Origin of the sequence: Marinobacter sp. C7, from assembly GCF_022343555.1 — a bacterium.
Classification (GTDB): domain Bacteria; phylum Pseudomonadota; class Gammaproteobacteria; order Pseudomonadales; family Oleiphilaceae; genus Marinobacter.
This window is the reverse complement of the sequence record NZ_JAKQZH010000001.1, coordinates 1,283,536-1,307,808: the sequence shown is the minus strand read 5'-3', so window position 1 is coordinate 1,307,808 and position 24,273 is coordinate 1,283,536. Positions and strand designations below refer to the sequence as shown.

Sequence of the window (24,273 nt, the reverse complement as noted above, 5' to 3'; positions counted from 1 at the left end):
ATCAGCCTTCGTAACGCCGGAAAATCAGAGTTCCGTTGGTACCACCGAACCCGAAGGAATTCGACAGCGCAATCCGAAGATCCGCCTGGCGGCTGGTGTGAGGGACCAGATCAAGATCGCAGCCCTCGTCGGGATGGTCCAGGTTGATGGTCGGCGGAAGGATTCCGTCCCGAAGCGCCAGTACCGAGAATATCGCTTCCACCGCACCCGCTGCGCCGAGCAGATGACCGGTCATGGATTTGGTACTGCTCATGGCCAGCTTGTCGGCGTGGACACCGAAAACGCTCCGGACAGCCCGGACCTCAGCCACATCGCCCACCTGCGTGGATGTGCCATGGGCATTGATATAGTCCACCGCATCCGGATCGAGGCCGGCGTCGCGGATGGCATTACGCATGGACCGGGCCGCGCCCTCACCGCTCTCCGGCGGCGCCGTGATGTGATGAGCATCGTCACTCATACCGAAGCCGATGACTTCACCATAAATGGTGGCACCGCGCTTCTTTGCATGCTCCAGATCTTCAAGGACCAGCACACCGGAGCCGTCACTGAGGACAAAACCGTCCCGATCCCGGTCCCAGGGCCGACTGGCCTTTTCCGGTTCGTCATTCCGGGTCGAGAGGGCCCGGGCCGCGGAGAATGCCGCAACGCCGGTACGGGTTGTCGCCATCTCGGAACCGCCGGCCAGCATCACGTCCGCATCACCGTAGGCAATGGTCCGGGCCGCATAGCCGATGTTGTGAGTCCCTGTGGTGCAGGCGGTCACAATCGAAATATTGGGGCCACGGTAACCGAAACGGATGGCGGCGTTCCCGGACACCATATTGATGACCGAGGCCGGCACAAAGAACGGAGAAACCTTCCGGGGCCCCGCTTTCTCCATCTGGATGACACTTTTCTCGATAAACTCCAGGCCACCGATACCGGAGCCGATGGCAACACCGACCCGCTCCCGGTCGAGGTCGTCGAACTGCTCAAGACCGCTGTCATCAACCGCCTGCTGGGCCGCAATCAGGCCGTAATGGATAAAGGCATCAAGTTTCCGGGCATCCTTGGTGGAAAGGTACTGGCTCATATCCAGATCCTTCACCGCCCCGCCGATACGTGTGTTGTAGCCGGAGGCATCAAACCGGTCGATCATACCGATACCGCTGCGCCCGGCCTTGATGGCATCCCACGAGCCCTGCACATCATTACCCACCGGCGAAAGCATGCCCATACCCGTAATGACAACCCGTCGTTTACTCATATCCCATTACACCTGATCTTGTTCGTGGAAAAACAGAACGCCGACTGAACCTGAATTTCAGCCAATAAAAAAGCCGTCCCTCGATATTTCACAAGGACGGCTTTTTGCCTGGCTTACTTAATCGCTGAGTATCAGGTATGCGCGACGATGTAGTCGATCGCGTCCTGAACAGTGCCCAGCTTTTCAGCCTCTTCGTCAGGAATCTCGGTTTCGAATTCCTCTTCCAGGGCCATAACCAGCTCAACAGTGTCCAGTGAGTCAGCGCCAAGATCCTCTACAAAAGAAGATGTGTTCTGAACTTCGGACTCTTTAACGCCCAACTGTTCACAAACGATCTTCTTCACGCGCTCTTCAACTGTACTCATAATGTCCTCACTTTGTGTGTCAACCAAGCAACTCAAGTGCTGCCAGTTTAGATTAAACCCTACCTGCAAACAAGCAGGGACTCAGTCAAACATGTTGCGCGACAAGGAGTTGCGCAGAAGCCCCGGATTCGGGGCTTATCCCATGTACATTCCGCCGTTCACGTGAATGGTCTCGCCCGTCACGTAACCGGCCGCATCCGACGCCAGGAAAGCCACGACAGCGGCCACTTCCTCCGGCTCACCAAGACGACCTGCAGGTATGATTTCCAGCATAGCCTCGCGCTGCTTGTCGTCCAGTTTTTTGGTCATATCCGTATCGATAAAGCCCGGCGCCACGCAGTTGGCAGTAATGCCGCGGTTCGACATTTCCTTGGCCAGACTGCGGGTAAAGCCTTCAACACCGGCCTTGGCGGCACAGTAGTTGCCCTGCCCCGGGTTACCCATACCGGCAACCACGGAACTGATATTGATGATCCGCCCCCACTTGGCCTTGGCCATGCCACGCAGGACCGCCTTGCTGGTGCGGTATACGCTGGACAGGTTGGTCTCCAGGACCGACGTCCAGTCGTCTTCTTTCAGGCGCATCAGCAGGTTGTCCCGGGTGATGCCGGCATTATTGACCAGAATCTGGGGCGCACCGGATTTTTCGGTCAGCGCCTTGAGGCCCGACTCTATACTTTCCGGGTCCGATACATCCATGACGATGCCGTAACCTTTCAGGTCGGCATCCGCGAACGCCTTCGAAATCGACTCGGCGCCCGCTTCACTGGTGGCGGTACCTACAACCTCGGCGCCCTGCTTGGCGAGCGCCTGGGCAATGGCCTTGCCAATGCCGCGGGTTGCACCGGTCACCAGTGCAACTTTACCTTCCAAAGACATGAAAGACTCCTTTCGTCAGGATTGGCCGAAAGCTTCGAGAGCCTTCGCCAGTGAATCCGGATCCTCGATTCCGTATACCGGGAGGCTACGGTCAATTCGTTTGATCAGTCCGGCCAGAACTTTCCCGGTCCCACACTCAACCGCCATTTCAACGCCCTCAGACACCAGCTGGCGCACGGAATCCGTCCACAACACCGGTGAATAGAGCTGCTTGAGCAGGTTGGCCTTGAGCTTGTCAGCCTCGGTCTCAGCCGACGCGTGGACATTCTGGACCACCGGAATGACAGCATCGTTAAAGCGCACATCATTGAGCGCCTCGGCCAACTCTTCTGCGGCACCTTTCATCAGTGCGCAGTGGGAGGGAACGCTGACCGGCAGGGGCATCGCCTTGCGGGCACCCTGCTCCTTGCAGACCTCAATGGCACGGTCCACGGCCGCAGCCGAACCGGCAATCACGACCTGCCCGGGTGCATTGAAGTTGACGGCAGAGACCACATCACCCTGGGCCGCACTCTCGCAGGCGGCGACCACGTCGGCATCATCCAGGCCGAGAATTGCGGCCATCTTGCCTTCGCCGGCAGGAACCGCCTGCTGCATCAGCTCGCCGCGAAGGCGAACCAGCTTGACAGCCTCGACAAAATCCAGGCTCTCGGCAGCGACCAGGGCGCTGTACTCGCCCAGGCTGTGGCCCGCGACAAAGCTCGGGGCACGACCGCCGGCAACAAACCACTGGCGCCACAGGGCAACACTGGCGGTCAGTAGCGCGGGCTGGGTAACCATGGTCTGGTTGAGCTCCTCGGCCGGTCCTTTCTGACACAGATGCCAGAGATCGTAACCGAGCACGTTGGAGGCTTCAGCGAAGGTCTTGTTGATGATGGGCCAGGCTTCGGCAGCGTCACTGAGCATGCCAACAGACTGGGATCCTTGTCCGGGAAAAATAAAGGCTGATTTCATAGCGCGAATCTTATCGTCATTGAAGGGTTTCGGGAGATTAGCCAATAGTACAAGTTAGGCCAATTATCCGCGAATGCACGGCTGATCAGGGACAGACTTTAGTCTCAGGCTCAGAGCATGAGATCGTCCAGCCTTTCGTTGATACGGCGGGGAACTTCCAGTTGCACTTCCCTGACCGCCTGGCGGATGGCAGCCAGCATGGCCCTCTCATTGGCATTGCCGTGACTCTTGATGACCACGCCCTGAAGGCCCAGCAGGCTGGCGCCGTTGTGACGGGAAGGGTCCATCAACTGCAGGAGCCGGCCGATAATCGGACGGGCCAGCAGACCAACAAAACGACCGTACAAGGAGCGGGTAAACGCCTGCTCCATCAACTCGATCAACAGACCGGCTACGCCCTCGCCGGTTTTCAACGCAATATTGCCGACGAAACCATCACAGACCACGACATCCGCTACATCCCGGAACAGATCGCTGCCTTCAACATAGCCGATGTAATTGATGGTGTCGCACTGGGCCAGCATGTGGGATGCAAGGCGAACCTGCTCGTTGCCCTTGATCTCCTCCTCGCCGACATTGAGCAGGGCAACCCTTGGTTCGGTCTGGTTACATATCGCCGAGGCCATGAGCGAGCCCATGAGGGCGTACTGATAGAGGTTTTCAGCCGTGGAGTCGACATTGGCGCCCAGATCCAGAACATGGCACTTGCCGCGCAGGGAAGGGATCAGTTTGGCAATGGCCGGGCGCTCAATCCCCGGGTACATTCGTATGATAGAACGGCCGAACGCCATCAGCGCTCCGGTATTACCGGCACTGACACACCCCTGGGCCTCGCCATCCCGAACCAGTCCGAGGGCCACCGCCATGGAAGAGTTCTTCTTGTGGCGCAAGGCATGGGAGGGGCGCTCGTTCATGCGGACAACATCGGCCGCCTCAACCACCCGGATGCGGGCATGCCCCTCACGCAAAAAAGCCTCGAGCTCACTCCGGATTCCCACCAGAATGATGCTCAAGGCTTCGTTTTCTCGCACCGCTTCCAGTGCCGCAGACGCGACGACAGCCGGCCCACGGTCACCGCTCATAGCGTCAATGGCAATGGTAACCGGGTTCACGGCACTTTCACCTGACACTTGGGCGGTGACTGAATGCAACGAGCTTACTCGTCGCGGGCTTCGATTACCTGCTTACCGCGGTAAAAGCCATCCGGCGACACGTGGTGACGACGATGAACTTCACCGGTGGTTGCGTCTGTGGACAGAGCGGCAGTGCTCAGAGCGTCGTGAGAACGGCGCATGCCACGCTTGGAACGGGTCTTACGGTTTTGCTGTACAGCCATGATTATGCTCCTGACCTGTTAACGTAAAAATAACGTGTGTTCATTGTAACGCGCCGACTCCCGATCGGAGGCTGCGCCCGGTTAATGCTTCGTCTTGAGGTCCGCCAGCACACTGAACGGATTCTCTTTTCCTGACTTTTCCGGCTCCGCCGGCGCGCCATCGGGCTCGAGAGCTTCCAGATCATCCCGGGCCGGACACTCATTCCGGTCGTGCAGCGGGAACGGCGGCAGAACCAGCAAAAGCTCGTCCTCCACCATGGTCCAGAGATCCGCACTGAACTCATCGGTCAGGAACGGCTCAAGGTCCTTCGGCAGTTGTTGCGCCTGTTCGTCGCTGGTTACGAGCCCCAGCACAAACCGGGAGGTCAGTGTTGTGGCCATTGGCCCCATACACCGCTGACACTCCAGGGTCGCCGGCGCTTCCAGCTCACCGGAGACGATACGACGACGTTCTCTGTCCCTGGAAAAAGACAGCCTGACGCAGCACACAGCACCGTCACCAAGACCCAGAACCGATTCCCGGAAACGAGCCAAAGCACTGAGAGGAATTTCTCCCTCCAGCACGCTGTTCTGTTCCGCCAACTTGTAAGGGTCAACGGATTTGGGCAACTCGGCGTTCGACGCTTTCGACATAGGCGCGCAATTTTAGGGGCGAGGCCCGCGCGTGTCAAAGACTTCGTTGCCAATTCCCGACGGGTTACCATGGGAAATACGGGTATTTAACCACAAAAGGAACTCGGCAATGACCAAACGCCTGCTACTGGCCTCCTCGTCACCCTACCGCAAGGCCTTACTGAAGCGGCTGACCCTGCCTTTCACGACCGCCAGCCCGGACATTGACGAAACGCCCCTGCCTGGGGAGTCCGCGGAGGACCTTGCCCTGCGACTCGCCGAGAACAAGGCCCGGGCACTGGCAGCCAGACATCCCGACCACTGGATCATCGGCTCCGACCAGGTCGCCTGCCTGCCGGACGGCACGCTGCTGCACAAACCCGGCGATCACGCCCAGGCGGTTCAGCAGCTACAGCAGAGCAGCGGGCACAGAGTAGTGTTTCTCACCGGCCTGTGCCTCCTGGACACCGATAGCGGCGAGTGCCAACGAATCTGCGAGCCCTTCACAGCCCATTTCCGGACACTATCCACCGAGGAAATCGAGAGCTACCTTGAGCGGGAGCAACCCTATGACTGCGCCGGGAGTTTCAAGATGGAAGGCCTGGGCATCACCCTGTTCGACCGGCTGGAGGGGAGAGACCCCAACAGCCTCGTCGGCTTGCCTCTGATCGCCCTCAACGGGATGCTCCGGAACTGGGGATGCAATCCACTGCTTGAGAGCTGACCAGCCGTCAACGCAATTCCAGACGGGATTCGAGCAACTGCGCGGCAAAGCCCTCGCCGAAAGCAACACCCAGCTGGTCAACCAGACCCTGCAGCGGCGACCTGCGATGACTGTAATCCACCAGCTTTTCGGCACCGACAACGTCCCGGGCAACAGAGGAGGCGCTGCCAAGGCCATCGATCAGCCCCAACTCCATTGCCTGCTCACCGCTCCAGACCAGGCCGCTGAACAGCCGCTCATCGTCGGCAAGGCGATCACCCCGACCTCGTTTCACCGCCTCAATAAACTGGCGGTGGGTATTCTCGAGCACCGAACTCCAGAACTGCACCTCCTCCTGATCCTCCGGCGAGAAGGGATCCAGGAAGGCCTTGTTGTCGCCGGCCGTATACAGCCGGCGCTCAACGCCAACCTTGTCCATGACCTCGGTAAAACCGAAACCACCGGCAATTACGCCGATGGAGCCCACCAGACTGGCGCGGTTGGCATAGATTTCGTCCGCTGCCGCCGCAATGTAGTAAGCACCCGAGGCGCCAATGTCTGAAATGACCGCGTAGACTTTCTTGTCCGGATATTCTTCCCGAAGCCGCTTGATTTCATCGTACACATAACCCGACTGGACCGGACTTCCTCCGCCGCTGTTGATTCGCAACACCACAGCCTTCGACGATTCGGCCTCGAATGCCGAACGCAACGCTCCCACAATATTGTCGGCACTTGCCAGCTCGTCAGAGGCGATGGTGCCATTGATCTCGATCACCGCAGTATGGGCGCCAGTCACAGAGTCCAGCCCCTCTCCGAGCGGAAACCGGATCAGAAACAGCAGCAGGAACAGATAACCAAAAGTCAGGAACTTGAAGAAGATTCCCCAACGACGACTGCGACGCTGCTCCGCCTGGAGCGACATGACCAGCTTCTCGATGAGCCTCCAGTCGCGATTACTCTCCGGCGGCATGGACGGCCCCTTCCTGCCCAACCACGAACGACCAGAGGGTTTCTCGGCTGGCTCATCACCCCATTCCGGCGATTTGTCAGAATCCCACTCACTCATGCATACATCCTGTCAGCAACTGCATTGGCGACACCGGGCTCAGAGCCCCAGCACGCGACGAAGATCCGGCACCGATTCAACTATGGCATGGGGATCGTAGCCCCCCAACACGTCCCGCTTGTGCACCCCCCACTCGACACCAATCGAGGGCATGCCAATACGTCGAGCCATCTCAAGATCATAGCGGGTATCGCCGATCATCACCGCCTCGGTCGGCTCGATGCGGTAAAATTCCAGTATTTCCTTCAACATGGCCGGGTCCGGCTTGGATCGGGTCTCATCGGCGCAACGGGTGATTTCAAAGTGCTCACCCAGACCACTGGTGACCAGCGCGCTCTCAAGGCCCCGGCGACTCTTGCCGGTAGCCACTGAACAGCTGCGCCCGAATTCCCGCAGATCAGCAACCAGCTCGGCCATGCCTTCAAAGACATTCTGGGGCGTGGTCACTTTGCTGAAGAAGTAACGGGCGTAACCTTCCCGAATGCTGTTCATCTCGTCCCGGGAGATGCCCGGATACAGTTTTTCGAGAGCCTCAACCATGCCCAGGCCGATGATGTCCCGATATGCCTCACGCTCCAGCTCGGGATAGCCCAGCTCGGTAGCCGCCTGATGCAGACTGTCAGCAATGTGGTCAACCGAATCCACCAGGGTGCCGTCCCAGTCAAATATCACTACTTTTACTTTCATTTCTCTGATCCTGATTTGCGCGCCCCGAGAATCCGGAGCACGCGGTCAAAAGCTTCGTCGTATGGGGCCTCGAGCCTCATTGGCTCATCGGTACCCGGAAGACGGAATTCCAGGGCCCTGGCATGCAGCATCAGTCGCTGCCCCCCTATGGAACGAAAGGCCTTCATGCTCACCTCATCCATATACTTGTCATCGCCCGCGATCGGATGACCCACCCAGGCACTGTGCACCCGGATCTGATGGGTCCGACCGGTCACCGGCGAGGCCTCAACCAGGGTATACCCCTGGAACCGCTCCAGGCTCCGGAAAGTGGTCAGCGATGCCTTGCCCGCGCTGTCGACCCGAACCCGACGTTCTCCATTGGGCATCTCGTAGCGCAACAGAGGCTCATCGACCCGACCCACATCATCCGGCCAACTTCCGGCGACGAGCGCGTGATAGAACTTGCGCACGCGCTTCTGCCGTAACTCATCCTGCAGATAGCGCAGGGCGGAGCGTTTTTTGGCAATCATCACCAGCCCGGAAGTGTCCCTGTCCAGCCGGTGCACCAGCTCAAGAAAACGACTGCCAGGCCTGGCCGACCGGAGCACTTCGATAAGACCAAAACTCAATCCGCTACCGCCATGAACCGCAATACCCGAGGGTTTGTTCACCACCAGCATCTGGTCGTTCTCAAAAATGACCGCCGCTTCCATCACGCCCTGCACCCGGCTTCCGGGCTTCACCTGCTCCGGCTTCTCCTTGCGCACAATCGGCGGGATGCGGACAGTATCGCCAGCGCGCAACCGGGTATCCGGCTTCACCCTGCCCTTGTTGACCCGCACTTCGCCCTTGCGAACAATCCGGTAAATAATGCTTTTCGGCACACCTCGCAATCGCGAGAGCAGGAAATTATCCACTCGCTGGTCGTCGTTATCCTCATCCACGGTGACCCACTGGACACCCTGACGCACCTCCTGCGTGGGTCCCGAAGACTGCGAGACCGCCCCCTCTCTCCTGGCCGGCGGCCCGGGCGGGCGCTTGCTGCGTCTGGCGTATTTTTTCGCATCAGGCTTGCGTGACATGGAATTCCTTGCGGACAACGCGTTTGGAGGATTGAACAGCCACCGCAATACTGTTATATTCCGGCGTGCTCTGCCGTTTGTCTACGGCCTGGCTTACTCCAGCCAGAAGCCGGAGCGGCAGAAGTATACCGACACTATCAGAGAGTTTGAACGCCGGCGCCCGAACAGATAGCGGGAACGGCGCAGGAAATGCTTTCGGATTACGCGTCCGCAGACCGATGAAAGGCTGCCAGGATGTCCCGAAAGAACAGGAACCGTGCGGAAAACCGACGGGCGACATCGCGAAGAATCATTGCCACGCAAGGCCGGGCCGTCCAGCTTACCAATACGACGTGAGACCCAGGCACCTGTGTGAACCTGAAAACGGATAACATGCGTCAACAGACATTCACCCTAAACGACCTCTCCCTGCCAACAGGCAGCATGACCGTCGGCGGTGGTATTGAACCAACAGAATCGCGCCCCATAAGGGTCTGATTCGGTCTGGCCGCCGGCTGCCTCAGTTGTAACAGGCCCGCGGCACGCACGTTTCGCTTCGCTGATGCGAATCCCCCCGGTTTTCTGTCAAAACCAAACGACAGGAACCCTTTCTTTCCATGAAAAGAATGCTCATTAATGCAACTCATCCTGAAGAGTTGCGCGTAGCTCTGGTCGATGGCCAGCGTCTGTTCGACCTTGATATCGAATCCAGCTCCCGCGAGCAGAAGAAAGCCAACATCTACAAAGGCCGGATCACCCGTGTGGAGCCCAGCCTGGAAGCCGCCTTCGTCGACTTCGGCGCCGAGCGCCACGGCTTCCTGCCCCTGAAGGAAATCTCCAAGGAATACTTCAAGAAATCCCCGGGACAGATCGAGGGCAAGATCAACATCAAGGATGTGGTCTCCGAAGGCCAGGAGGTCATTGTCCAGGTCGACAAGGAAGAGCGTGGCAACAAGGGCGCCGCCCTGACTACGTTTATCTCCCTGGCTGGCCGGTACCTTGTGCTGATGCCCAACAACCCCCGCGCCGGTGGCATTTCACGTCGCATCGAAGGTGAGGAGCGGGCCCAGCTCAAGGAAGCCATGAGCGATGTCCAGGTCCCCAAGACCATGGGTATCATTGTCCGTACTGCCGGCATCGGCCGCACCACCGAAGAGCTCCAGTGGGACCTCGACTACCTGGTGCAATTCTGGGAAGCGATTACCCAGGCCGCCGGTGAACGGAAGGCCCCCTTCCTGATTCACCAGGAAAGCAACGTCATTATCCGCGCGGTACGCGATTATCTCCGCCAGGACATCGGCGAAGTGCTGATCGACGCCAGCAACGTGTACGAGGACGTACTGAACTTCGTCCGCGCCGTAATGCCGACTTTCGAGAACAAGATCAAGCTGTACAAGGACGAGATTCCGCTGTTCAGCCGTTACCAGATCGAAGGTCAGATCGAAACCGCCTTCCAGCGGGAGGTGAAGCTGCCTTCCGGTGGCTCCATCGTGATCGACCCAACTGAGGCACTGGTATCGATCGACATCAACTCCTCACGCGCCACCAAAGGCCAGGACATCGAGGAGACCGCGCTGCAGACCAACCTGGAAGCAGCAGAGGAGATCGCACGTCAACTTCGATTGCGGGATATGGGCGGTCTGATCGTGATCGATTTCATCGACATGACCCCGGCCAAGCATCAGCGCGAAGTGGAACAGAAGATGCGCGAAGCTCTGGAGATCGACCGGGCTCGTGTCCAGGTCGGCAAGATCTCCCGCTTTGGCCTGCTGGAAATGTCGCGGCAGCGCCTGCGCCCGTCCCTCGGCGAAACCCGCAGCGAGGTCTGCCCGCGCTGCGAAGGCCAGGGTACCATCCGTGGCATTGAATCGCTGGCGCTGAGCATCATGCGCCTGATCTACGAGGAGTCGTCCAAAGAGAAGACCGGCGAAGTCCGGGCCATTGTCCCGGTATCCGTAGCCACCTTCCTGCTGAACGAGAAGCGCAAACAGCTGGCCGACATCGAGTCGCGCCAGAACGTCCAGGTCGTGGTGGTTCCCGTGCCGCACATGGAAACCCCCCACTTCGAGATCCTGCGCATCCGTCAGGACGAAACCACACCCGAGCATATCTCCAGCCATCAGGTAGCCCAGGAATACAGCGAGCGCGAAGAGGAAATCTTTGAAGCGCCCACCGCGGAAAAACCGGTACGCGAACAGGCTGCCGTCAAGGCGATCCGTCCGTCGGCGCCGGCTCCGGCACCGACGCCCACAGTGGCCGAGGCTGCCGCCCAGGAAGAGGGCCTGTTCCGTAAGCTGGGTCGCAAGATTGCCTGCTTCTTTGGCGGCAAGAGTGAACAGGGCGAAGACCGTGAGCAGAACAAACGCCCCCAGCGCCAGGATCGCAGAACCCAGGATCGTCGCAAGTCCCGGGTAGCCCGGGATGACCAGCGCTCCGGTGGAAACCGCAGTGGTGATCGACGCCAGGGCGGACAACAACAGGCCCGTGGCGATGATTCCCGTAACCGTGGTCGCGGCCGCAGTGATGACCAGAGCCGAGGAGGCCGCCAGGGCAGCGACAAGGGTCAGGACAAGGGTGCCGAGGGGCGCAAGGGTCGCGGCCAGGGTCGCAACCGTCCGCAGCGGGACCAGAAAGACAGCCGCGAGCAGAAGGATAATCGCGGCCAGAAGGAGCAACAACAGGGCAAAGAGCAGAAGGATCAACAACAGCCCAAAGAGCAGAAAGACACTGGCCAGAAGGGCTCCGGCGGTGATAAGCCGCGCAAGCCGCGCCGTCAGCGCAACCGCGATGGTTCTCCGGCCGAGGCACCGTCAAGCACGCCGGCGGACCGCAAAGCTGCTCGCAGTGACAAGCACCAGAAGGATACTCAGCCCGAGAAAACCGCTGAGCCGGAAAAGAAGGCAGCAAGCACTGCAGACAAGGGCGCTGAGCGCAAGGCCGAGACAAAGCCCTCTGCCCCGGAAAAAACTCCGGAGAGCAAGCAGGAACCCCGTCCGGCCGCAGACGTAGCTACTGAAAAAGCCGAGGCTCAGCAAGCGCCCGCCAAGGCGGAGGAAGGCAAGAAACCCAAGCCCGAAGCCGCGCCCCGGAAGGCCGAAAAAGCCCAGAAGGCAGAAAAGGCAGATCAGGGAGAGAAAGTCGCCAAGACCGAGCAGCCCGCAAAAGCAGAGCCGACTGAAAAGGCTCAACAGCCGGAGAACAAACCGGCCGAGAAAGAGGCCGAGAAGTCTGCCAAGGCCGAAGCCGAGGCTCCAAAGCAGGAGTCGCCCAAGGCCGGGGAGTCCAAGCCGGAGGCCTCCAAAGCCAAAACAGCGAAAGACGAGGCGCCCAAGCCGGAACCTGCCAAGGTAGAGCCGGCCAAAACCGAGGAAACCAAGGCGGAACCGGCAAAGCCTTCGCAACCTGAGGCGGAAAAGCAAACACAGGCAGAAGGTCCCAAGTCGGAAGGGCAAACCACCGCCCCGAAGAAAGAGACCCCGCAACCGGAAAAGGCCGAGACTCCGAAAACAGCACCTGAAGCTAGAGAGCCCGAGCCAAAGTCCGCCAGCAAGCCTGAAGCGGAAAAGCCCACGGAAGACCAGGCCGCGGCGCAGAGCGCCCCGGAACCCAAGGCCTCCGAAGCGCCTCGCATTTTCCAGGGCGAAAGCGGAAAGCCGGAACTGGACCTCCCGGTAACGCCGGGCCGGGCCTATAATGATCCTCGTGAGGTTCGACGCCGTCAGCGCGCCGCTGAAGAAGCCCAGAAAGCCGGGAGTAACTGATAAATGCTATCCAATTCCGACATAGAAGCGCTGGAAGACATCCTGTTTGCGGAGCCCTGGGGCGATGAGGCCCTGGATTTTTTCGGCCTCCACGGCGTGGTTTGCGCCAGCGTCGTCGGCCCGGTGGAGCTGAGTGCGGAAGAAATCTTCCGCCTCGCAACCGGCACCGATCAGGTGCCCGGCGGAGAGATCCCTGAGGTTTTCCGCCGCAGCGTTGCGCAGCTGGCAAAGGACATGGCCCACGCTCTTGATATGGGCCAGGCCCTGGAACTGCCAGAGCCGGAAGATGGCGACCCGATGAACGCCCTGGAGAACTGGTGCGCGGGATTCGTGGACACGTTCCTGGAACACGAGGAAGAGTGGCTGGAGGCCGCCAGCGAGGAGGAAACCGCAGATCTCATGGTTCCCATGCTGACGTTATCCGGTCTGTTTGACGACGAAGACTTCCAGAAGGTCCGCAACAGTGACAAGCTGTCGCGTCAGATGGCCGACGCCATCCCCGACTCGCTGACCGATCTTTACCTGCTGTTTCACGCCCCGGACTGACCCGGGGCTGCAACACCTGCAGGTTCACTGAAATGATGCCAGACCGGCTCCAGCCCGTCTGGCATTTTCATGATATTCCCCAACTCACACCACGGGGCGCCGGGAAAGTGGAAATCGCTGCCCTGGGAGGCCCACATTCCGTTTCGCCGGCACAGCTCGGCCAGAAAACCGAGATCGCCACTGGACTGACCGGATGTGGATACCTCTATACCCTTCCCCCCGGCTTTTCGAAACTCGGCTGTCAGCTCCCGCAGCTTGGTAGCGGTCAACCTGTATTTGCGCGGATGCGCCAGCACCGCAATGCCACCGGCTTCGGTGATCCATCGCACCACCTCCGGCAGCTCCGGCCAGTAGGCGCGCACGTCGCCGGCCTTTCCGGCCCCCAGATGCCGCTTGAATGCCTGGGCAACATTACGGACAACCCCTGCCTCCATCAGCACTTCGGCAAAGTGCGGCCGCCCCGGCACATCCCCACCGGCCTTCCCTGTCGCCCGTTCCAGCAGGTCCGGCACCCGTAAACGATCCAGCCGCTCGGCAATCATGGCCGCCCTCGCCCGCCGGTTGTCCGTTTGCTGCCGGACCCGGTCGGTGAACAGAGGGTCTTCCCGGTCAAAGTCCAGACCGACGACATGAATCGTCCGGCCTTTCCAAAGGCAGGACAGTTCAATGCCGGAGACCAGCGTAATCCCCGCGTGTTCCGCTGCCCGTGCCGCTTCGGCCAGACCATTCAGGGTGTCGTGATCGGTCAGGGCCAGGTGCGTCACCCCCTTTTCTGCAGCACGAGCAACAACATCGGAAGGCGCCAGGGCACCATCAGAAGCCGTGCTGTGGCAATGCAGATCAATGCACAAATGCAGGGGTTGGGGTATAGTCACAAAAAATCCTTAACCGGTTGAGAGAGCTTCATGTATTACGCCATTATCAGTGAAGATATCGAAAACAGCCTCGCCCTTCGACAGTCTGCGCGCCCGGCCCACCTTGAGCGCCTGCAGGCGTTGAAAGCGGAGGGGCGTTTGCTTGTTGCCGGGCCAAACCCGGCCATTGACACGCCCGAGCCCGGAGAAGCGGGGTTTACGGGGAGTCTTGTCGTTGCCGAATTTGACTCACTTGAGGCGGCTCAGGCCTGGGCGGATACCGACCCCTACATCGAGGCCGGCGTGTACCAGAAAGTGACGGTCAAGCCCTTCAAGGCCGTGCTGCCCTGAGTCGCCAGGCTGCGCATGAGTTTATTGTAATGGTGGCCTGCTTGAACAGCAGGTCATCTGTGACAAAATTGCGTCTTTAATCTCTGGTGTTTTTCACTATTCAATTCTGGGAATGTATTCCGTGACGCCTTTTCGCCTGATCATCAGTCTGTTGTTCATCGTATCATCTATCGCAGCGGCCCAGGCCAGAACCGTCTGGGTTGATGACAAACTTTACCTGCCGGTCCGCTCAGGCGCGGGGACCCAGTACAGAATCATTGAAAATGCCCTGCCCAGCGGCACCCCCCTGGAAGTACTGGAAGCCGGCGACAATTACACCCGGGTCCGCACTCCCAAGGGAACCGAGGGGTGGGTGGCGAGCCAGTACCTGAGCAATGCCCCCATCGCGGCAGACCGCCTGCAGGCCGCCAACCGGGAACTTGAGCAGACCAAAACCGAACTCGCCAAGACCAAGGAGCAGCTCTCCCGGGTCACAGAGCAACGCAATGCCCTGGAAAGTGCCGAATCCAACCTGTCCAGCCGTTCGCAGGAGTTGCAGGAAGAGCTGCAGCGAATCAAGAGCATTGCCGCCGACTCCATCAACCTGGAGCGCCGCAATCGGGAATTGAACGCAGAAAACCAGAAGCTCCGTAACGACCTGGAAGTTCTGACCGCCGAAAATGAGCGGCTGGAGGCAAGCAAAGAGTCCGATTTCATGCTGCTTGGAGCCGGACTTGTCTTCGGGGGTGTCCTGCTGGCACTGATCATTCCCATGCTCAAGCCGACCCGCAAGACCGACAACTGGGCCTGACCTTTTCTCTCAGGCCAATACCTCCGGACAAAAAAAGGGCGGCCCGCGGGCCGCCCTTCTTCGTTCCTCACCGCCGGATCAGACCAGCGGCTTCTCGGAGACGATGATGCCGTTGTTGTCGGCATACACGTAATGCCCCGGGTGGAACGTCACGCCGTGGAAGGTGACAGGAATGTTCAGGTCACCGATACCGCGCTTCTCGGTTTTCCGGGGCACGGTTCCCAGCGCCTGAACACCCAGGTTGGTCTGACCGATCTCGTCCACATCACGGATGCAGCCATAGATGATCAGGCCGGCCCAGCCATTACTGGCAGCCTTCTCTGCCAGCATATCGCCCAGCAGCGCGTTACGCTTTGAGGCACCGCCATCAACCACCATGACGCGGCCATGTCCCGGCTGCCCCACCTGCTCCTTGACCACGGAGTTGTCCTCGAAGCACTTGACGGTAACAATCTCACCGCCAAAGTTCTTCACGCCGCCGTAGTTGTTGAAGCCGGGCTCGACCACCTGGACTTCCGGGAACTCGTCACACAGATCCGGGGTAATGATCTCTGCCATGTTGTCACTCTCCTTTATCCGGATAATGAAATCAGTCGATCTTTTCGTCGGCCAGGAAGAACCAGGTATCCAGAACCGAATCCGGGTTGAGGGACACGGAATCAATGCCCTGGTCCATCAGCCATTTGGCCAGATCCGGGTGGTCCGACGGCCCCTGGCCGCAGATACCGATGTACTTGCCGGCCTTCTTGCAGGCCTGGATGGCGTTGGACAACAACGCCTTGACCGCGTCGTTCCGCTCATCAAACAGGTGGGCAATGATGCCAGAGTCGCGGTCCAGGCCCAGGGTCAGCTGGGTGAGATCGTTGGAACCAATGGAGAAGCCGTCAAAGTGCTCAAGGAACTGGTCCGCCAGCAGGGCGTTGGCCGGGAGCTCGCACATCATGATCACCCGCAGGCCATTGTCGCCACGCTTCAGGCCATTTTCTGCCAACAGATTGACCACCTGCTCCGCTTCGCCGACGGTCCGCACAAACGGCACCATCACTTCGACGTTGGTCAGGCCCATCTCATTGCGTACTTTCTTCAGGGCGCGACACTCGAGCTCGAAGCAGTCCCGGAAGGTATCGGAGATGTAGCGGGAAGCACCCCGGAAACCCAGCATCGGGTTTTCTTCGTCCGGCTCGTACAGGGTACCGCCGATCAGGTTGGCATACTCGTTGGACTTGAAGTCAGACAGCCGAACGATCACTTTCTTCGGCGCAAACGCCGCCGCCAGGGTGGAGATGCCCTCAACCAGCTTGTCCACGTAGAAATCGACCGGTGACGAGTAGCCGGAAATGCGCTTCTCTACGGTCTGCTTGATATCCCGGGGCAGACCCTCAAAGTTCAGCAGTGCCTTCGGGTGGACGCCGATCATCCGGTTGATGATGAACTCCAGGCGGGCCAGGCCAACGCCTTCGTTGGGCAGGGCCTGGAAATCGAAGGCCCGGTCCGGGTTGCCCACGTTCATCATGATCTTGAACGGGATGTTGGGCATGGAATCCACGGTATTCTCGCGCAGCTCGAAATCCAGTGCGCCCTCGTAAATCATGCCGGTGTCACCCTCGGCGCAGGAGACCGTCACTTCCTGGCCGTCTCTGAGGACCTCGGTGGCATCACCGCAGCCCACCACGGCCGGAATACCCAGTTCCCGGGCGATGATCGCTGCGTGACAGGTCCGGCCACCACGATCTGTGACGATGGCGGAGGCACGCTTCATGACCGGCTCCCAGTCCGGGTCGGTCATGTCGGTTACCAGAACGTCACCCGCCTGCACACGATCCATCTCGTTGATGCTGGTGATAATTTTCACCGGACCACTACCGATCTTGTGACCGATACTGCGACCTTCCACCAGCACCTTGCCGGTTTCTTTCAGCAGGTACCGCTCCATCACGTTGGCGGCCGCGCGACTCTTCACGGTCTCCGGGCGCGCCTGGACGATGTAGATCCGGCCGTCATCGCCATCTTTCGCCCACTCGATGTCCATCGGACGGTCGTAGTGCTTCTCGATGATCATGGCCTGCTTGGCCAGTTCTTCCACCTCGGCATCGGAGATGGAGAACCGGTTACGATCCTCATGATCCACCTTGACGGTTTCAACATACTCACCTTCACCCGGGCTGGAATGGTAGACCATCTTGATGGCCTTGCTGCCGAGGTTGCGACGCAGTACCGATGGACGGCCGGCTTCCAGCGTCGGCTTATGAACGTAGAATTCGTCCGGGTTCACCGCTCCCTGGACCACGGTTTCACCCAGGCCATAGGAGGAAGTAATAAAGACGACGTCTCGGAAACCGGACTCGGTATCCAGGGTGAACATGACCCCACTGGCAGCCGTCTCACTGCGCACCATTTTCTGGATACCGGCGGACAGGGCCACCAACTTGTGATCAAAACCGTGGTGTACGCGGTAGGAAATGGCCCGGTCATTGAACAGGGAGGCAAATACCTCCTTGACCGCGCGGCGCACCTGCTCCAGGCCAACCACGTTCAGGAAGGTTTCCTGCTGGCCGGCGAACGAGGCGTCCGGCAAATCTTCTGCAGTGGCCGAGGACCGCACGGCAACCGCCATGTGCTCGTTGCCATCCTGAAGCTTGGCATAGGCCTCCTCCAGAGGCTTCTCAAGGACGTCAGGCAAGTCGGTATCGATAACCCACTGGCGAATCTGGGCGCCGACGCGAGCCAGTTCGTTTACATCGTTAACGTCCAGCTTCTCAAGGGCATCATCGATCTTGTCCTTGAGACCGTCGGTCGCCAGGAACTCACGGTACGCGTGAGCCGTCGTGGCAAAGCCGCCGGGAACGGTGACACCTGCGTTGGCCAGATTACTGATCATTTCGCCCAGGGAGGCGTTCTTTCCGCCTACCCGGTCGACATCAGACATTCCGAGGTGATCAAACCAGATGATGTAATCTTCCAAAGCGCGTCTCCCTTAGAGTCTGTGAAGCAAAGAGCAAAACCGGGCCAGCGATATTCAGCGGCAAATGCAGGCAATATCCACTGCGGAGTCTCGAACTTGGCGTGTATGATACTGTAACCTGCGGAAATTACCTAGGGCACTCCCAGCCAGATTTGGAACCGGACATTACATCATGAGACGTACTGCCTTCTTTATTTCCGATGGCACCGGCCTGACCGCCGAAGCCCTCGGCCACGCTCTTTTGGCCCAATTCGAGAAAATCGACTTCGAACGGGTAACCGTTCCCTACATCGATGACGAGGACAAAGCCCGGGCCATGGTAACCCGTATAAACAAGGCCTCCGAAACCGATGGCGAGCGGCCATTGGTGTTCGACACCATTGTCGACAGCGACATCCGGGACATCATCTCCCGCGCCGACGGCTTCATGATCGACATCTTCGGCACCTTCCTGAATCCACTGGAACAGGAACTGAATGCCTCCTCCTCTTACACCGTAGGCAAGAGTCACTCCATAAACAACGAAGGCAGTTACGAGCGCCGGATCAATGCGGTCAACTTTGCACTGGACAACGACGATGGCGCCCGGACCCGCCATTACGATGAAGCGGACCTGATCCTCATCGGCGCCTCCCGCAGTGGCAAAACGCCCACTTGTCTCTATCTGGCACTGCAGTATGGCGTGAAAGCGGCGAACTACCCGATTACCGAGGAAGACCTGGCAGACCAGCGCATGCCCAAAGCCCTGCGCCCACATCGGGAGAAACTGTTCGGCCTGACCATTGAACCGGAGCGCCTGGCCACCATCCGTAATGAACGGCGGCCCAATTCACGCTACTCGTCCATCCAGCAGTGCATGCACGAAATCGAAGAGATTGAACTGATGTACCGGCGGGAGCGGATTCCCTACCTGAATACCACGGCGTATTCGGTGGAAGAGATTTCGACGAGAATCATGGTGACCACCGGGCTGAAGCGCCATCGGTGATGAGACAGGGGCTGAGGTGAAGGCGGGGTCAGATGAAAGCCTTCATCTGACCCCGTTTTAGGCCGCCAATCCGGAGTTCGGACGCGAAGTAAAGTTGGGGTCAGATGAAAGCTTTCATCTGACCCCGTTTTAGCGGCGCAACTCCGAGATCGCGTCCAAAGCCGGGGTCAGAAGAAGGCTTTCTTCTGACCCCATTTTTACAACTCCTGAATGTCCAGCCCCAGCTCAGTCACCATCTCCCGGTTATCAGAGCTGGTCACCACCGCCGTGCTGGCCTTCTCCGGCACCAGCCAGGTGCTTGCCACCCGCTTGAGATCATCCATGGTCACAGCCAGAACCCGCTCGCGGAACCGGGCGCGTTGCTCTGAGGACCGTCCGAACAGCTTGTTGTGGAACGCATGCCGCGCGGCACCCGCCGGCGACCGCGGGCGGTCGAGCTGGCCGATAACGCCGAGGATGGACTCCTCCAGCTCCTGATACTCGTGATCGGTTTCCTGCAACCAGTCCAGCGCCTTGTCGAAGTCATTCAGGGTATCGCCCAGACGGGGATCCCGGTAGGAGAAGAACCGGAACACGCCATTGACGCTGTCCTGACCGGCGCCACCACCGTAGGCGCCGCCCTTTTCCCGGATGGCACGGTGCAGGTAGCCATTACGCAGGAACCCGCCCAGTACGGTCAGCGCCGCGGCATCGGGATGGTCCACGGGTACGGTCCGATAGGCCTTGGCACAGAAGTTGACCTGTGTGGAGGTCAGCCACGCTTCGCGGGTGGTGTACTCCACCGGCTCCATACGCCAGGTCTCGGCGCTGCCAGCAGGCTCGCCTTGCCAGCAGGATTTGAGGTCATCCACCATCGCGGGCAACTGGTCGCCTTCCCCGATGACCAGGAACTGACGCTGCTGATTGCGGATTTTTTCATGCAAGGCGGCCAGTCGCCCACAGAAAGCATCCAGTTCCGCCGGATCGTTCAGTGCCTCATCCAGTTGCTTGGTCCCCCGGATGCCCGCCAGGCCACCAAGCCGGTAAGCCAGCCAGGCGCCCGCACTCAACCCCTGGGACGCGGCACCCATGGCCAGGGCGTGGCCACTGCCGGTTACAGCCTGAACCCTACGGGCCCGGATCTGGGCAATGATTTCCCGGATACGGTCTTTCTCGTCAAACCGGGCCCCGGTGTACACGTCGTGTAGCAACTGCGTGAGATTGCCGCGATTACGAGCCAACGCCTTGCCACTGAAAATCAGGTAGCCGGAGACATCCTGTACGTCATCAATCTTGCCCTTGGCAGTAAACGACGCGCCGATGCCACCGGATTCAGCGGAGATCCGGTCCTGCATCTGCAGGTAATCCAGTTCGCCACACCCGACTTCCGAGATCAGTGTGGTGTAGTAAGGCAGGAACAGGAGATCTTCCTCGGTCAGGGTGGGAACCGGCACCACCACCTGTTCATAAACCAGACCGTTGGTGCCCCGGGCATAGACCGTAGCGGAAATATCCCCGTCATAGCGGCTCTCCGGCTCGGGCATCTGCAGGGGCACGTCTGACAGGTCGACCTTGGGCAGAATGGAATCGTCGTCCTTACGCATCTGGCGCTCTTCCAGCGCCCGGGCGCGATCCACAATCTGCTGCTTCTCTTCCTCCGTCAGACTGGCCTTACGCCGGGCCAGTGCCTCGCGAATCGACTGTTGACGCCGGGACTCCAGTTTCTCGTCCGGACGCAGTGTCAGCGTGACCCGGTGCGGATTCTCCAGTAATTTCCGGCGGATCAGTCCCGGTACGTATTCCGGATCCTTGATCTTCTCCCGCAGGGTTGCCAGCACCGGCTCCAGATCCAGCAGTTCTACCGGATCGCCGCCGTGGACCATGGGAGCAATGGCACTCATGATCAGTTGCAGGCCATAGGGAAACTGGTCACCCGCGATCTCGCGCTGGTGCAATTCAAGCTGGTGCAGGATGGCTCCCAGGCGCTCCTCGCTGACCCCCTCTTCAACCACTTTCTGCAGGGTGTTCTCGATCAGCGCCTCAAGTTCCTTGTGCTTGTCCGGCTCACTGCCCTCGATACCACAGACGAAGGTCATCTCCCGGTTGGAATCCTCCAGGCCGCACATGGGCGACGGTGCATGGCCGAGATCCGTGGTTTCCAGCGCCCGCATCAGCGGGGAGGCACTGTTCTCCAGAAGCACGGCAGACAGCAGCTGCCCTTCCATGTTCTCCAACAGGTCAAAACTGTGACCGAGCAGCCAGCCCATCACGATATGGGTCTTGTTCCCGGTACCCTCGCCCTCGTTGACGGCATAGGCCTGCTCCACCCGGACCGGACTGAACATCCGCTTCTCGTCACGTACCGGAAGCTCGATCTCGAGCTTGTCGAACCGCTTGAGCGCCAGCTCCTCGAAACGCTCGTGATGCTCATGGGCCGGAATATTGCCGTAGGTGGCGAAAATCGCGTTACTGGGGTGATAGTGATGACGATAGAAGTTCACCAGGTCGTCGTAGCCCAGATCAACGATGTGATCCGGCTCACCGCCACTGTTGTAATGGTACGTGGTGGTCGGGAACAGGTGGCTGCTGAGGTTCTGCCACAGCTGTGACGTCGGCGCGCTCATGGCGCCCTTCATTTCGTTATAGACCACTCCGCGATAGACCAGATCGGTGCCGGGGTCGTCCGGCTTGTCGAATTCCAGCCGGTGCCCTTCCTGGGCGAAATCCAGCGGGTCCAGCTTGGAGAAGAACACCGAATCCAGGTACACCGACAGGAGGTTGTCGAAGTCCTTGCGGTTCATGCTGGCAAACGGATACGCGGTCCAGTCACTGCTGGTAAATGCGTTCATGAAAGTGTTGAGTGACCGGCGGATCATCATGAAAAACGGATCCCGGACCGGGTACTTCTCGCTGCCGCACAAGGCAGTATGTTCCAGGATATGGGCCACGCCGGTGGAATCCATCGGGAAGGTCCGCAAGGCAACGAAGAACACGTTCTCGTCATTATCTGCCGCCAAATGGAGGTGGCGGGCACCGGTCTTCTTGTGACGATACTCTTCAACTTCCAGGTTGAGGGTATCGATCCGGTGACTGCGTAGCTTCTCAAAGGCCGGATGGGTTGCGTTCTCGATCACTGCAGCCATTCAATCTATCCTGTCTTTAAACAAATGGAGACTTGTAGGGTAACACGTAGTATCGATTATCATGCACAGTCCAGAAGCGATAAGGTAGTCCCGCAAGCCATGACCAAGCCTGCCGAAGAAACCGCAAACCTCGAGGCCCCGGAAGTAGCCGCCTACTGGGCGGAACGGCGCCGCTACATCAAGCGCATCCGCAAGGTGCCCGAGATCCGTCAGAAGTTCTGGCGGGAGGTCGGCATCTATCTGCTGCGGCGCCTGCTCTGGTCCTTCGGCTTCTTCCCCATCATGATTGCCTTCTGGGTTCCCTTTGTATTGTCCAGCTTCAACCCGGTGGCCATGGCCGCCGACCTGATTCCCCTGCTACAGGATTTTGTCAATTCCAATCCGGAAGTACAGGCGACCACCGTCAGTTCAGTGCTGATCGCCTGGGCCTCAATCGGCTTCTTTTTCCTGGTCTTCGACTTTGTCCTGACTCCATTCAGATCGCCCTACGAATACGAAGCCGATGTCTACATGAGATCATGGGAGCAGCTCAACCATGACCAGCTTCCGGACAAAGTGTGATTTGACCGGCATTCTGGATAAGTTCAGACACTTTCTGTTACATAAGGTTGCAGTCAGTGGTTAAGATCAGGAGGTAATCAGGATTCGGTAAGACAGGATCAAGAGGTTCCTCCATGGTCGATTTCAGACCACTGCTGTTCATTAATGCACTGGCGCTCATGCTCCTGGTGACCGCAGGCTTTGCCTCTGTTCGAAGCACTCACGACCTGCCGGACCTGCCACACTCATCCTCGCCTTCCGAAACTGACAACACCGCGGTCACCGCAACCCCGGCCCCAGCGGCGCCCCCGGAGCCGGAACAACGACCACAGCCGGCACCTCCGGAGGAAGCACCGACACGTGCCGCCGTGGCAGAACCCTTTACCATACCTCCCATGCCTGAAGATGCCACGGTAACCGCCATGGCCGAGCCGGCCGGGGCTCTCCAGCCGGCCCGGGGTAGCGGGACGGCTCCAGCTAATGCTTCCAAGCCTGAACCTGAACCACAATCCGAGCCTACCACCGGATTGCTGGTGCTCCGCTCCAACGTCGTAGATGACCGGGTTACCATAAACGGCAAGGAGTACGGGGCTACCCGACTCGATCTGGAGCTCGAGCCCGGCAAATATGCTGTCACCATCAGTAAACCCGGCTATCAGCCATGGGAAAGCAGCATTGCCCTCGGCGCCGGCGAGGAGCGAACCCTGGTCGGCAAGCTGGAGGCCTACACCACCGTCAACTACCGCAACGGCACCTGGATTGGCGGCGTCAAGACCGGCGATGGCACCTATCAGGACAAAGACGGCATGCGCTACGAGGGACACTTCGTCAACGGCAAGTTCCACGGCAAGGGGACGGCCTGGTACCCAGACGGCAGCCGGTACGAAGGCGACTGGATTGAGGGACAACGTCAGGGCGAAGGCCTCTGGCGGGACCCGGCGGGCGCCGAATACACCGGCCAGTTCGTCGCTGACCGATTCGAAGGCAAGGGAACCTTGACCCGAGCGAATGGAGACATCCTCACCGGCGTCTGGGCCGGGGGACGGCTGAACGGTCATGGTTCCCTGACCACCGCCGACGGTATGCTGTATGTCGGTGGTTTCCGGGACAACGAGTTCCATGGCACCGGCGCCCTCACCTATCCGGACGGCCGGGCCTACGAGGGTGAGTTTTCCAACGGTGCATTCCACGGATCGGGCGCCGAGATCTTTGCCGACGGCAAGAAATACGAAGGGCAATACATGGAAGGAACGTTCCACGGTAAGGGACTGCTGCGTAACCCCAACGGCAGCTCGATCGAGGCCACCTTCCGGCATGGCGAACCCTATGGACAGGTTCGTCTGACCACGGCGGCCGGCGAGGTATTCACCGCCCGCACCACGGAACCCGGCGTGTGCTATCGGGAGAAGAGTTATCGGGCCACCCAATGCCCCCAACTGGAAGGCTGGTGAGCTCCGGCCCG

22 protein-coding genes are annotated in these 24,273 nt (G+C 59.5%); 8 read left to right on the top strand and 14 right to left on the bottom strand.

From position 1 onward, the window contains the following. Position 1 precedes the first annotated feature (1 nt). From fabF to MD273_RS05980, 7 genes are all read right to left on the bottom strand, one after another. Positions 2-1,249 carry a beta-ketoacyl-ACP synthase II gene (gene fabF / locus MD273_RS06010; RefSeq protein WP_239036846.1) on the bottom strand — a complete coding sequence of 416 codons (1,248 nt, stop codon included), beginning with the start codon at positions 1,247-1,249 and terminating at the stop codon, positions 2-4. Between the two features lie 131 nt (positions 1,250-1,380). Continuing rightward, a complete protein-coding gene (acpP, locus tag MD273_RS06005; RefSeq protein WP_008938713.1) occupies positions 1,381-1,614 on the bottom strand; it encodes an acyl carrier protein in 234 nt (77 codons plus the stop codon). Positions 1,615-1,749: 135 nt separating this feature from the next. Further along, positions 1,750-2,493, bottom strand: coding sequence for a 3-oxoacyl-ACP reductase FabG (gene fabG, locus MD273_RS06000; RefSeq protein WP_239036845.1), 744 nt, complete (start codon positions 2,491-2,493; stop codon positions 1,750-1,752). 15 nt (positions 2,494-2,508) lie between these two features. Continuing rightward, positions 2,509-3,447 carry an ACP S-malonyltransferase gene (gene fabD, locus MD273_RS05995; protein WP_239036844.1) on the bottom strand — a complete coding sequence of 313 codons (939 nt, stop codon included), beginning with the start codon at positions 3,445-3,447 and terminating at the stop codon, positions 2,509-2,511. Between the two features lie 110 nt (positions 3,448-3,557). Next, the gene (gene plsX, locus MD273_RS05990) at positions 3,558-4,559 is read right to left on the bottom strand and encodes a phosphate acyltransferase PlsX (RefSeq protein ID WP_353050296.1); all 1,002 of its coding nucleotides are present in this window, start codon (positions 4,557-4,559) and stop codon (positions 3,558-3,560) included. A 44-nt stretch (positions 4,560-4,603) separates the two neighbouring features. Further along, positions 4,604-4,783, bottom strand: coding sequence for a 50S ribosomal protein L32 (rpmF, locus tag MD273_RS05985; protein ID WP_048495018.1), 180 nt, complete (start codon positions 4,781-4,783; stop codon positions 4,604-4,606). 81 nt (positions 4,784-4,864) lie between these two features. Beyond that, complete coding sequence (locus tag MD273_RS05980) at positions 4,865-5,416, bottom strand: YceD family protein (protein ID WP_239036843.1); 552 nt, start codon at positions 5,414-5,416, stop codon at positions 4,865-4,867. Positions 5,417-5,525: 109 nt separating this feature from the next. Here MD273_RS05980 and MD273_RS05975 point away from each other — a divergent pair, with 109 nt between their 5' ends. Next, positions 5,526-6,119: a Maf family protein gene (locus MD273_RS05975; protein WP_239036842.1), complete on the top strand. Its 594-nt coding sequence runs from the start codon at positions 5,526-5,528 to the stop codon at positions 6,117-6,119. Between the two features lie 7 nt (positions 6,120-6,126). Here MD273_RS05975 and MD273_RS05970 read toward each other — a convergent pair whose 3' ends face one another. From MD273_RS05970 to rluC, 3 genes are read right to left on the bottom strand one after another with little or no spacing between them, the layout of a single operon-like run. Continuing rightward, a complete protein-coding gene (locus MD273_RS05970; protein WP_239036841.1) occupies positions 6,127-7,167 on the bottom strand; it encodes a S49 family peptidase in 1,041 nt (346 codons plus the stop codon). A 39-nt stretch (positions 7,168-7,206) separates the two neighbouring features. Then, positions 7,207-7,854 (bottom strand): HAD family hydrolase, encoded by a 648-nt coding sequence (locus tag MD273_RS05965; protein WP_239036840.1) that lies wholly within the window; start codon positions 7,852-7,854, stop codon positions 7,207-7,209. Continuing rightward, a complete protein-coding gene (gene rluC, locus MD273_RS05960) occupies positions 7,851-8,918 on the bottom strand; it encodes a 23S rRNA pseudouridine(955/2504/2580) synthase RluC (RefSeq protein WP_239036839.1) in 1,068 nt (355 codons plus the stop codon). The genes MD273_RS05965 and rluC overlap by 4 nt, the downstream gene beginning before the upstream one ends. A 596-nt stretch (positions 8,919-9,514) precedes the next feature. On the opposite strand from rluC, the gene rne reads away from it, so the two are divergent. Both rne and MD273_RS05950 read left to right on the top strand, forming a co-directional pair. Next, a complete protein-coding gene (gene rne / locus MD273_RS05955; protein ID WP_239036838.1) occupies positions 9,515-12,658 on the top strand; it encodes a ribonuclease E in 3,144 nt (1,047 codons plus the stop codon). Between the two features lie 3 nt (positions 12,659-12,661). Further along, complete coding sequence (locus tag MD273_RS05950; RefSeq protein ID WP_239036837.1) at positions 12,662-13,204, top strand: YecA/YgfB family protein; 543 nt, start codon at positions 12,662-12,664, stop codon at positions 13,202-13,204. Here the strand turns inward: MD273_RS05950 and MD273_RS05945 are convergent. Continuing rightward, positions 13,189-14,079 (bottom strand): PHP domain-containing protein, encoded by an 891-nt coding sequence (locus MD273_RS05945; protein WP_239036836.1) that lies wholly within the window; start codon positions 14,077-14,079, stop codon positions 13,189-13,191. The two genes, MD273_RS05950 and MD273_RS05945, sit on opposite strands and share 16 nt — an antisense overlap. A 30-nt stretch (positions 14,080-14,109) precedes the next feature. Here MD273_RS05945 and MD273_RS05940 point away from each other — a divergent pair, with 30 nt between their 5' ends. Further along, the gene (locus MD273_RS05940; RefSeq protein ID WP_239036835.1) at positions 14,110-14,409 is read left to right on the top strand and encodes a YciI family protein; all 300 of its coding nucleotides are present in this window, start codon (positions 14,110-14,112) and stop codon (positions 14,407-14,409) included. A 121-nt stretch (positions 14,410-14,530) separates the two neighbouring features. Next, a complete protein-coding gene (locus MD273_RS05935) occupies positions 14,531-15,199 on the top strand; it encodes a TIGR04211 family SH3 domain-containing protein (RefSeq protein WP_239036834.1) in 669 nt (222 codons plus the stop codon). 78 nt (positions 15,200-15,277) lie between these two features. Here MD273_RS05935 and rraA read toward each other — a convergent pair whose 3' ends face one another. Continuing rightward, positions 15,278-15,757 carry a ribonuclease E activity regulator RraA gene (gene rraA / locus MD273_RS05930; RefSeq protein WP_239036833.1) on the bottom strand — a complete coding sequence of 160 codons (480 nt, stop codon included), beginning with the start codon at positions 15,755-15,757 and terminating at the stop codon, positions 15,278-15,280. Between the two features lie 31 nt (positions 15,758-15,788). Then, positions 15,789-18,161: a phosphoenolpyruvate synthase gene (gene ppsA / locus MD273_RS05925; RefSeq protein WP_239036832.1), complete on the bottom strand. Its 2,373-nt coding sequence runs from the start codon at positions 18,159-18,161 to the stop codon at positions 15,789-15,791. Positions 18,162-18,333: 172 nt separating this feature from the next. Between ppsA and ppsR the strand changes: the two genes are divergently transcribed. Next, a complete protein-coding gene (gene ppsR, locus MD273_RS05920) occupies positions 18,334-19,149 on the top strand; it encodes a posphoenolpyruvate synthetase regulatory kinase/phosphorylase PpsR (protein ID WP_239036831.1) in 816 nt (271 codons plus the stop codon). A gap of 197 nt (positions 19,150-19,346) precedes the next feature. On the opposite strand, the gene MD273_RS05915 is transcribed toward ppsR, so the two are convergent. Further along, entirely contained in the window at positions 19,347-22,271 is a 2,925-nt protein-coding gene (locus tag MD273_RS05915; protein ID WP_239036830.1) for an insulinase family protein, read from the bottom strand. Between the two features lie 99 nt (positions 22,272-22,370). Here MD273_RS05915 and MD273_RS05910 point away from each other — a divergent pair, with 99 nt between their 5' ends. Both MD273_RS05910 and MD273_RS05905 read left to right on the top strand, forming a co-directional pair. Then, entirely contained in the window at positions 22,371-22,832 is a 462-nt protein-coding gene (locus tag MD273_RS05910; protein ID WP_239036829.1) for a hypothetical protein, read from the top strand. 113 nt (positions 22,833-22,945) lie between these two features. Beyond that, a complete protein-coding gene (locus tag MD273_RS05905; RefSeq protein ID WP_239036828.1) occupies positions 22,946-24,262 on the top strand; it encodes an MORN repeat-containing protein in 1,317 nt (438 codons plus the stop codon). Positions 24,263-24,273: the final 11 nt, after the last annotated feature.